This window comes from Aliifodinibius sp. S!AR15-10 (genome assembly GCF_031569985.1).
In the GTDB taxonomy this organism is placed as follows: Bacteria; Bacteroidota; Rhodothermia; order Balneolales; family Balneolaceae; genus JAMQKA01.
In genome coordinates this window covers 38,844-49,416 of record NZ_JAMQKA010000010.1, presented here as the reverse complement: position 1 = coordinate 49,416, position 10,573 = coordinate 38,844, and the positions used below count along the sequence as shown (strand labels likewise).

Genomic DNA, 10,573 nt, shown 5'->3' with positions numbered 1-10,573 from the left:
ATCCCTGAATTTTAATTAATAATACTAATGCTACAATCCTACCAACCAAACTCCCTGCAATTATCTTTCCTAGTCTCCACTTTCTTACTACTGTTTACCTTTTCTGCTCATGCACAATCCAGTGGCAGCATAGAAGGGAAAGTGACAGACGTTGAAAATAAACCTCTTCCCAATATTAACATTAGCCTGGAAGGCACCAATTATGGAGCCGCGAGTAATGTTGAGGGCTATTATGAAATAAACCATATCCCATCGGGTGATTACACATTTGTTGTTTCCGGAATTGGATATGAAAAAGAAAAGAGATCAATAACTATTCAGGCCGGCAGTCAGCTCAACATTAATGTAACGCTCTCCGATTCCAACCAGGAACTGCAGGAAGTTGTGGTTAATGCCCGAGAAGTTAACAAATTCAATACCCAAATAACCGAACATGTGGCCAAGCTTCCGCTTGAAAACATCAACAATCCACAGGTGTACAACACCGTCACCTCTGAATTGCTGGAAGACCAGGTCGTCACGAATTTTGAGGATGTTTTCCATAATACACCTGGGGTATTCAAGCTTTGGGAATCTACCGGCCGTGGCGGGGATGGAGCCGGTTATTATTCGCTCCGGGGATTCGCAACACAGCCCCAACTTACGAACGGTCTTCCTTCCCTTACCAATGGCACTCCTGATCCCGCCAATATTGACCGAGTAGAGATCATGAAAGGCCCCTCTGGAACGCTCTATGGAAGCAGTTTAATCTCTTATGGGGGACTTATTAATGTGGTGACTAAAAAGCCGTACAACAATTTCGGGGGCGAAGTGTCCTACAAAAATGGGAGCTTTGGTCTTAACCGCATTACCGCCGATGTGAATACACCGATTAGCAGTGATGAAGAAATTGCACTGCGTGTAAATACCGCTTTCCATACCGAAAACAGCTTCCAGGATGCCGGCTTCGGCAAATCGATGTTTATTGCGCCCTCACTTTCATACCAGGTTAACGAGGACCTTTCCTTCCTGATTAACACCGAGTACTACAATTCCGAGAGTACGAATCCCACGATGTTGTTCCTGAACCGTAGCGCACCACTTATTTCCACCAATATTAAGGAGCTTGATTATAATCCTGAGCACTCCTTTACGAGCAACAACCTGACGATTAGCAACCCAACCTTCAACTTCCAGGGACAGATGAGGTACCAGCTCTCTGACGAGTGGACTTCCCAGACGGCCGTCTCAAGCAGCAGCGCTAAAACGGATGGCTACTATACCTATCTCTGGGACTTTGCCGGTGATGGCACCAACCGCACGTTTGCCCGCTATCTCAACAAGCAGAATTCCACTACGCTGGGCACCGACATTCAGCAGAACTTCATCGGGGATTTTTCAATTGGAAGCGTGAAAAACAAGATGGTTGTCGGGCTTGATTTCTTCCAGCAAAACGTCATTAACAACAGCAGTGGTTATGTGGGGCTTGGAACCGTTAATCTGGGAACTCAGCCTTCTGGAATCTCCAAGGAAGCCGCCGACACTGCCCTTGCAACTGCCTCGGTCAACCTGAGTGAAACCAAGCAACAGGCCTACAGCGCATATATTTCTGATGTTGTAGATATCCTGCCACAGCTCTCAGTAATGGCTAGTCTCCGTATAGATCATTTCAACAATGAGGGCACCGTTTCCACAGACGATGACGACTATACCCAGACCGCCTATTCTCCCAAGTTTGGTGTTGTTGTGAAACCAGTACCGGGTAGACTCTCAGTGTTTGCTAATTATATGAACGGGTTCCAGAACGTTGCTCCTGTTACCGCAGGGAATCAGACCTTTTCGTTTACCCCTGAACATGCCAATCAGTGGGAAACCGGGATCAAAGCCAACCTGCTGGACGACCGCGTTTCAGCCACAGTAAGTTACTACAACATCACAGTTTCCGACGTCGTGCGACAAGTGGCTCCCGAAGAGTACTTGCAAGATGGTGAAAACTACAGTCGTGGTTTTGAAGCCAGTATTACAGCTTCACCGGTGCCCGGCCTGAATATTATTGCCGGTTATAGCCATAATGAAAGTGAAGTTACCAAAACCGACAACGAAAACTATCTTGGAAGGCGTCCAGAAGAGGCAGGTCCAAAGGACCTCTTGAATGGATGGATCAGTTACCGCGTTTCGGATGGCTCCCTTAATGGTCTTGGATTCGGATTTGGTGGCAACTATGCCAGTGAAAACCTGATTCTGAACCGGGAAGCAACAGGACAGTTTACCCTTCCCTCATACACCGTGCTCAACGGTTCCGTGTTTTATAACACCGAAAACTACCGCCTGGACCTAAAGATTAATAACCTGACGGATGAAGTGTATTACAAAGGCTGGTCGACTATTAATCCCCAACAACCACGCAATATAACCGCCAGCTTTACCTATAAATTCTGATCTCCTATGCCCTCTTTTAAAAAAGTAATGCTCGTCACCCACCGCTGGCTCGGTCTTATCACCGGGCTTGTGGTGCTCATCTTAAGTATCACTGGTTGCCTTTTTGTTTTTCATCAAGAGATCTCGGAATGGGTCCGCAGTGACCTCTATCACGTCGACAAAATACCACAACATGGACAAATGCTCCCGGTAGCCGAACTAGAACAGAAAGCGGCCGAGGCGCTGGGCATTGAGCGGATGCCATACGGGATCACTTCCTATAAAGATCCAAGCCGCAACTGGTCGGCCATGAATTATGAAGCCAACGATGAGTTTGCATGGACCTATTTCGGTTCGATGGATGATTACCGCACGGCTTATATTAATCCGTACACTGGTGAAGTTGAGGGCATACAAAACGAGAAAACAGATTTTTTCCAGATTGTTAAAGGCATCCACTGGAGCTTGCTGCTGGCCACGCCCATCGGTCAGCCAATTATTGTGTGGAGTACGCTTATTTTCATTGTGCTTCTTATCACTGGGATGGTGCTGTGGTGGCCTAAAAAGTGGAATAAAGCCGGTCGGCAGCGTAGTTTTAAGATCAAATGGGGTGGCACCTGGCGACGTGTCAATTATGATCTGCACAACGTGTTGGGCTTCTACTTTCTCACACTCACACTCATTATCGCGTTTACCGGGCTCTACTGGTATTTCCCCTCGGCCAAGAAAGCGATGTACTTCCTGGGCACCGGTGAATTCAAATTACCACCTGACGAGCATAAGGAGTATGTATCAGCCGCGGCACCGGAGGATGGCGTCGAATCACCTATGCAGGTTGCTTACCGCAAAGCCTGGAACCAAAATCCCGAGGCCAACCGCATCAGCTTTATAGCACCCGCTGATAGCCAGGCAACGATTACAACCACCGTTTATCCGGACGGCCAAACGTACTACGAGCATTTTCACGAGGCTTACGATCAATACACCGGTGAATTCATTGCGGCAGAAGATTACGAATCAAAGAACGCTGGTGAAAAGCTCTTGGCTATGAACTACGACATCCACGTTGGAGCCATCGGTGGCATCCCGGGCAAAATTATTGCTTTTATTGCCAGTCTAATTTGTGGCAGTCTCCCGGTTACGGGCTTTATCATATGGTGGGATCGCAAGAAACGACAGTGGGCACGGGAGAAAAGAGAACGAGAGCGAAAGAGCAAGCAATCAATTCCGGAGCCCAAAATTGCCGAGCCCGACTACGAGACCAGGGAATCTGAAGTAGTTGAAGGTTAAATGTTACAGGTTGAAGGTTTGAACATTTAACATCCGATCTTCCATCGCCAAACACAGATACATTAAAATTGAATTTCAAGTCACACTGGGCAGTAAATTATGAAATCAAAAAAATCGACCATATTAATACGTAAAGACAATCTCCGCATTGTACGTTTTAAATCCTGCAACCATATCGGATTTATGTACAAAAACCTGCTGCTCAACTTCAATATTACGGGATTCCAGCAGTTTACTGAGTCCTTCCAGCAGTTAAACTTTGACCGTCGCGCCGTTTCTTTTCCCGACGGCACCACGCGCATGGTGATGAAAACCTGTCGACAGGAGATTCAGCTCTGCTTTCAAAAGGATGAGTTCGAGATGGTCAGGGAAGCGCTACAAGAGGCGGTGGTCATGCTTGAGGTCAACCAAATTTTGTATTCCGAGCAGGAGAACTGACCGTCTTGAGAGCATGAGAACATCCTCTGCTAGTCATGCTATCGAAGTTATTTAAGGATACCCTTTCTGATAATTTTATGCTAAATCCGGCTTTACACGGATCAGGCGGTCATTCCATATTTTCTGGAATTTAAAAGTTGCTGAGCTCACCTTCTCAGTAAAAACCTTCCCCCCAAACTTTTTTGCTATTTGGAGCGCTGCTAAATAGATTCTGCCCGCTATTTAAACTTAATCTAAATAAGCATAATTAACTTTCCCATGAACCGTCTAATACAACTTTGGAGCTCCATACTCCTCTTACTACTCATATCCGCCACTACTGGTTTTGCACAGCAAACCGGATCTTTAGAAGGAACTATTCTTGATAAGAAAACAGGTGAACCCCTGGCCGGTGTAAATGTTGGGATCCAGGATACCCGAAAAGGAAGCTCTACCGATACCGAAGGCTTTTTTTCAATAGAAAGTGTATCTCCCGGCAATTACACCCTTTTAATATCCGCTGTTGGATATACCGGCCAACAGGTTGAGGTGAATGTTCAGAAAAGCCAAACGACAACTGTAGATATTGCCCTGGAATCGACATTCCTTGAATTGGCGGAGGTGGAAATTACCGGCCGAAGTGAACAATCCTATAAAAATGACTACTCTTTTGCAGCCACCAAAACGGCCACCCTTTCAAAGAATATTCCCCAAGCGATCTCAGTCGTAACCAAAGAACTTCTCGATGATCAACAAGTATACCGGCTGGCCGAAACGGCGAAAAATATAAGCGGGATGAATCAATTTTCAGGATATAATGATCTTGTCCTGCGTGGATTCCGAAGTGGCAGTGGAAATGACCGGCTGTTGAACGGGCTGCGTGTGGGATTCGGGTTCTGGAACCAACCGCTTACGCCGCACCTGGAACGCATTGAAGTAATAAAAGGACCCGCATCAGCACTTTTTGCCAACACCAATCCCGGTGGGACGGTGAACATGGTTACCAAGAAACCGCTGGAGATTAGCAAGCAAAGCCTTAGTTTTACGACTGGCAGCTTTAACACGTACCGTGCTACAGCCGATTTTACCGGCCCGATGAATGATGAACGCTCCCTGCTCTACCGTATGAATATCGGGTATGAGGATGCTGAATCTTTTCGCACGCTGCAGTTTAATGAATCCTACCTGGTGGCTCCATCTGTGTCTTTTATCCCAAATAGCAACACCCGGGTCAATGTTGACCTGGTGTACAGCTATAACAAAACGAGACTGGATCGGGGACAACCTATTTTCAATCAGTCTGACAACCTGACTTCTACACCGGTTGAATTTTCTCTAAGTCAGCCAACAGACTATCAAAACCTGACCGACTTTTACGTTACGGCATCGCTCAGCCACTCGTTTTCTGAGAATCTTTCGTTCAACATGTCGTATCTCAAGTTCAAGTATTACGAGAATTTAGAAGAACATCGTACCAGTAACGCCTTCCTGCCCGATGATCCCACGATTCTGCAACTGGCATATATCCGCCGGCAGCAAGAACAGTTCACCAACAACCTGACCTCCTACTTTGTCGGCAAGCTCAAAACCGGAATTGTGCAACATAAAGCGCTGCTTGGCTTTGACTATATCCAGGTTGATGACAACCGCACCCAGATCGGCGCCCGAGGAGATGAGTTCTTTATCACCGATGGCGATACCCTGCAGGGCGGGGGCGTTGGAAACTTTGATCTCGAAAATCCGACGTACACCATTGAACGCAATCCTGAAACCTACAGTGCCAACTGGTTTTCACAACCCTGGTTGACGAACCCGGTCCGGACGTATACCTATGGCATCTACATCCAGGACCAGATGAAAATTGGCGAGCGGCTCCAGATGTTGCTGGGTCTGCGACAGGAGTTTTATACCAATCGCCTCAACAATGATGACGGTACGTTCGAGCATATTGACCAAAATACGCTGTTGCCGCGAGTGGGTGCCGTGTTTAGTATTACAGACCAAATAAATGCGTATGGAACCTATACCGAGGGTTTTCAGCCGCAGGACGCCTCAATAATCCAGGATCCGGAGTTGTATGGAGGACCATTTGATCCGCTGACCAGCCGGATGGTCGAGGGCGGTTTCAAAGCTGAACTTTTCAATAATCGACTGCTGGCAAACCTGGCTCTCTATCACATCACCCAAAATAACATCTTGGTGAATGCAAATGACCAGGCCAACCCGAATCTCCTTGAACAGCGAGGCCAGGAGCAGTCCCAGGGGATTGAGATCGATATGAGTGGGAGCATCACCCGTAACTTCAGTGTCAATGCTAACTATGCATACAATGTGGCTAAAATAACCGAGAGTGATGACCCACAGATGATCGGCAATATCAAGGAAAATGCACCGCGTCACCAGGGCGGTATCTGGACAAAATATATGATAGCTGAAGGGGCATTCAACGGCGTCGGATTTTCGTTGGGAGCCAACTTCGTCACTGAGCGAAATACATTTGAGGAATCTCTTCAGTTGCCGGGATATACGGTTTTCGATGCCGCGGCCTATTATCGTATCGACCGATTTAAGTTATCTCTGAATATTAATAACCTGTTTGACGAAACCTATTGGGAAGGGGGCTATAACTATGGCCGACTTTACCCGGGTGAACCGCGCCACTTCCTTGCCAATATCTCCTATTCTTTCTAACTGCCGGTATCAGCGTACTGTGTCTTCCCATAGACGCAGTACGCTTTTTAAAAAACATGCAGCTTTGCGATTTATGAATCTAATCTCCAATAAACTCCTTTATAAAATCCATGGTTGGCTGGGACTAAACCTCGGGCTTCTACTTTTCATAATCTGTTTTTCGGGGACTTTCGCGGTTTTTTCTAGTGAAGTGGACTGGCTTATAAATCCGGATATGCGGGTTGCCCCCCAGGACAAACCAATTCAGTGGGAACAAATGTACAAATCCGTTCAAGACGCCTTCCCGGATGGCAATAACCTGGGTATCTACAAGGAAACCTATGCCAGCTCGGGAAAACGGTTTACTTCTGTCGCCTATGTAAGCATCCCAAATGGTCAGATTCGCAAAGTCTACCTGAATCCGTATACCGGGCAAATCCAGGGGGATACAAGTTTCTTCAACACACAGCGGTTTTTCCGGAGCTTTCACAGGCGCTTTTTTGATGGAAACAGGGGCATTTTCATTGTCACGCTCTCCTCCTTTTTCCTGTTGTTTTCTTCAGTTACTGGCTTCCTATTTTACAAGGGATGGCTGAAGAATCTCTTTAAACTGAGGTTAAAAAATGGGCTGAAAGCGCTCTGGTCGGATACCCATAAATTATTGGGAATATGGTCACTCATTTTTGCACTTTTAATCGCCCTGACCGGCGTATTTTATTTTGCTGAACTTTTGATTCAAGGCACGGATAACGGTGAGGTATTGCTTCCCGATTCACCGACTCCCATAACAGAAACAGAACAGGCAACATTTGGCCCAACGCCAGAACTACTGCCTGTCAGCACTTACATTCATAATGCTAAAAAAGCATTCCCCGGGCTCGATATTCAATCTCTTCGAGTCCCTACGGCCCCGGGGGAATACGTCTACATCGATGGCCAGGCGGGAAACCCCTTTACGCGCGATCGCGCTAACAAAGTGTACCTCCATCCTTTTACCGGGGAAGTCGTTCATGTTCAGCAATCTTCCGATTTAAACACTGCTGAATTTATCACCGATATCGCAGACCCGATACACTTCGGATACTTTGGAGGAATTCCCACTAAAATTCTATGGTTTATCTTCGGTTTAGCTCTTTCATTCGCCATCCTTTCCGGCACTTACCTTTGGTATATTCGAAATTCAGCCAAAACAGATCGACGGATACAACGTTTAAACAACAAAACGAATGGGACCGACAGCTCCACTTATAAAGAAAAGCCATTTGCCAGAACTCTTGGCAATATTCCCCTGATGCGCGGAGCTATAATATCAACGGCCATCACACTCTTGTACCTCCTGCATGTAACATTTGTGACTGTAGATGATGTCCGGTACTACGCTCCCAACCGGCTACCGGCTACCGCATCCATTGACACCATTGAAACTGGTCCCTGGGAGTTCAAACTGCAAACATCCAGCGACCGCAATGGAAGATCCATTATCACTGCAGAAGTACTGACAAACGGTCTGCCCAATTTTAAAAAGGCGTACCTCACTTCCGGAACGGAAGGGAAAGTTGATTCTGCATCGATCCCATTAGCCAGGAACAGTTCGCTGTCGGCAAGGCACTTTGCCACTGATTCCCTTGCAAACCTGCCGGAAACATTTACCCTGGTAACCCAAAGTTTTGACGGCACGATCTATGAAGCCACAGTCAGCAGAAAAAACCTGGCAAACGTAACGTATGAGCACCCTGCAGTAGCAAACGCTACCCCCACATTTCCAAATACTCCGGCTTCGATCTGGATCTATATCGGGGCTTTTATCCTGCTTACAATCAGTATTATTGGACTCTGGTTGCGATTTCTCCTGACAAATCTGCGAGATAAATTCAGAGTTAACACCATCCAGGCAATAAGAAGGGAGAACATACATGGCGATCCCGTCCGATCAATGAACCCTGGGTAAACGGGACGGGACGTTGGATTCAGCTAACTCTTGACCCGAGATCACGGACAGACCGTTCCGCACCGGAGGTACGGAACGAGATGCCATAAATTCAAAATTCACAATTAATAACCATTAGTGTCCGGCGAAATTAATCTTTTAGGCAAAAATGGCATTTACGTTCATTACTGCAGTTTTTAGAAGAGAAATTCAATATGAACCCTTGTAATAACAGTTTTATATAATAAGCCCAGCCTCCGGCATCCGGCCTTGGTAAAGTTAACCGCCCGGAAGGGAGCGGAGGAGAGCGTGAAGAAAAAATCTGCGATTTTTTTAGCGGAACGACGAGTCCTTCAGGTCAAGTTTACCCGAGCCGGCGATTTTTTTCGTTTAGTTCTTTAGTCCGACTACCGGCGGATTTCATCGCTGAAAAAATGAACAGCAGGAATGAGAAGTAGGGCAACTCCAAAAGTTTTTTTCCGGACATCAGTGATTAATAACTCAAAACTCCTTACGCCTGCCAAACCTGTCCGGGAGTTGTAGCATAATCTTTCATGCTGTTGCGCGTATCGATAATGCAGTCACAGCATTCGGCCAACTCTTTATAATTAATATCTGAATGGTTGGTTGAGATAATAACGGCATCGAATTCTTTCAGAGCCTCCTTGCTCCATATGATCGATTCTGTGCCCGTCCACTCCTTGTGATCACGCGAGGGCGGAATGACCGGGATATGCGAATCATAATATGAAATCTCGGCTCCATACTCTTTGAGTAAATCCATAATTGGGAAGGTGGGGGATTCCCTCATGTCATCCACATCCGGCTTGTATGCCAGACCAATGACTAAAATCTTGCTCCCATTGACCGGCTTCTTATGCGCATTCAGAGCCTTGATTGTTTGGTCTATGACATATCGGGGCATGGCAGTATTGATCTCACCTGCCAGTTCAATAAAACGCGTGTTCTGGTCATATTCCCTCGCTTTCCACGTCAGGTAAAAAGGGTCAATGGGGATGCAGTGTCCCCCGAGTCCCGGTCCCGGCACAAACTTCATAAAACCAAACGGTTTGGTGTCAGCGGCATCCAGCACTTCGTGCACATCGATGCCCATCTTGTGATAAATTAGCTTCAGCTCATTCACCAGTGCTATGTTAACGGCACGGAAAACATTCTCCGTAATTTTTACTGCTTCAGCCGTTTTCGTATCCGATACCGGAACTGTCTCTACAATGGCAACATCATACAACGCTTTTGCAAGTTGGAGTCCTTCGGGCGTATGTCCCCCAACAACTTTGGGAATCTGGGACGTATTAAAATTGGCATTTCCCGGATCTTCCCGTTCCGGGCTAAATGCAAGGTAAAAATCCTTACCCGCTGTTAAACCAGATTGGGATTCCAGAATGGGAATAATCAGATCTTCTGTAGTTCCAGGGTACGTTGTGGATTCCAGTACGACCAGTTGCCCTTCCCTGAGTTGTTCTCCGATCGTTGTGCAGGTCTTTTCAACATACTCCATATCGGGATTCCGCTTTTCATCGAGTGGAGTCGGCACACATATCAAAACGGCATCAGTTTCAGCCAGCCGACTGAAATCAGTTGTAGCATCACAGTGATCGCTTTCAGAAAGAACCTGCATCATCTCGGTGCCCAAGTGCTTTATGTAGGGAGTACCGGACGTAATGGCTTCCGTTTTCATTTCATCGATATCGAATCCGATAACAGGCATCTCTTCTTTATGAAAGGTCCATAGCAATGGTAAGCCTACGTAACCAAGGCCTATAATCCCAACAGTGTATTCGCGATCCTCGATTTTCTGTATCAGTTGTTCAATCATCGAATCAATAATTCTGGTAGATATTCCTTTTAAAA

The 10,573-nt window shown here is 46.5% G+C and carries 6 protein-coding genes; 5 read left to right on the top strand and 1 reads right to left on the bottom strand.

Annotated features, from left to right (window positions below):
• Positions 1–27: 27 nt before the first annotated feature.
• The 5 genes from NC796_RS08695 (at position 28) to NC796_RS08675 (ending at position 8,722) form a co-directional block, all read left to right on the top strand.
• Positions 28–2,418 (top strand): TonB-dependent receptor, encoded by a 2,391-nt coding sequence (locus NC796_RS08695; protein ID WP_310683988.1) that lies wholly within the window; start codon positions 28–30, stop codon positions 2,416–2,418.
• Between the two features lie 6 nt (positions 2,419–2,424).
• A complete protein-coding gene (locus NC796_RS08690; protein WP_310683986.1) occupies positions 2,425–3,687 on the top strand; it encodes a PepSY-associated TM helix domain-containing protein in 1,263 nt (420 codons plus the stop codon).
• A 99-nt stretch (positions 3,688–3,786) separates the two neighbouring features.
• Positions 3,787–4,125, top strand: a complete 339-nt coding sequence (locus NC796_RS08685; protein WP_310683985.1) for a DUF6686 family protein — start codon at positions 3,787–3,789, stop codon at positions 4,123–4,125.
• Positions 4,126–4,383: 258 nt separating this feature from the next.
• Positions 4,384–6,795: a TonB-dependent receptor gene (locus NC796_RS08680; RefSeq protein ID WP_310683984.1), complete on the top strand. Its 2,412-nt coding sequence runs from the start codon at positions 4,384–4,386 to the stop codon at positions 6,793–6,795.
• Entirely contained in the window at positions 6,734–8,722 is a 1,989-nt protein-coding gene (locus tag NC796_RS08675; RefSeq protein ID WP_310683983.1) for a PepSY-associated TM helix domain-containing protein, read from the top strand. Before NC796_RS08680 ends, NC796_RS08675 begins: the two co-directional genes overlap by 62 nt.
• A 490-nt stretch (positions 8,723–9,212) precedes the next feature.
• Here the strand turns inward: NC796_RS08675 and NC796_RS08670 are convergent, their stop codons facing one another.
• Positions 9,213–10,538, bottom strand: coding sequence for a nucleotide sugar dehydrogenase (locus NC796_RS08670; protein ID WP_310683982.1), 1,326 nt, complete (start codon positions 10,536–10,538; stop codon positions 9,213–9,215).
• Between the last annotated feature and the right edge of the window lie 35 nt (positions 10,539–10,573).

Coding starts and splice junctions, on each gene's coding strand:
- NC796_RS08675 (WP_310683983.1), top strand. CDS start 6,734: ATGGCCGACTTTACCCGGGTGAACCGCGCCACTTCCTTGCCAATATCT.
- NC796_RS08685 (WP_310683985.1), top strand. CDS start 3,787: ATGAAATCAAAAAAATCGACCATATTAATACGTAAAGACAATCTCCGC.
- NC796_RS08670 (WP_310683982.1), bottom strand. CDS start 10,538: ATGATTGAACAACTGATACAGAAAATCGAGGATCGCGAATACACTGTT.
- NC796_RS08695 (WP_310683988.1), top strand. CDS start 28: ATGCTACAATCCTACCAACCAAACTCCCTGCAATTATCTTTCCTAGTC.
- NC796_RS08690 (WP_310683986.1), top strand. CDS start 2,425: ATGCCCTCTTTTAAAAAAGTAATGCTCGTCACCCACCGCTGGCTCGGT.
- NC796_RS08680 (WP_310683984.1), top strand. CDS start 4,384: ATGAACCGTCTAATACAACTTTGGAGCTCCATACTCCTCTTACTACTC.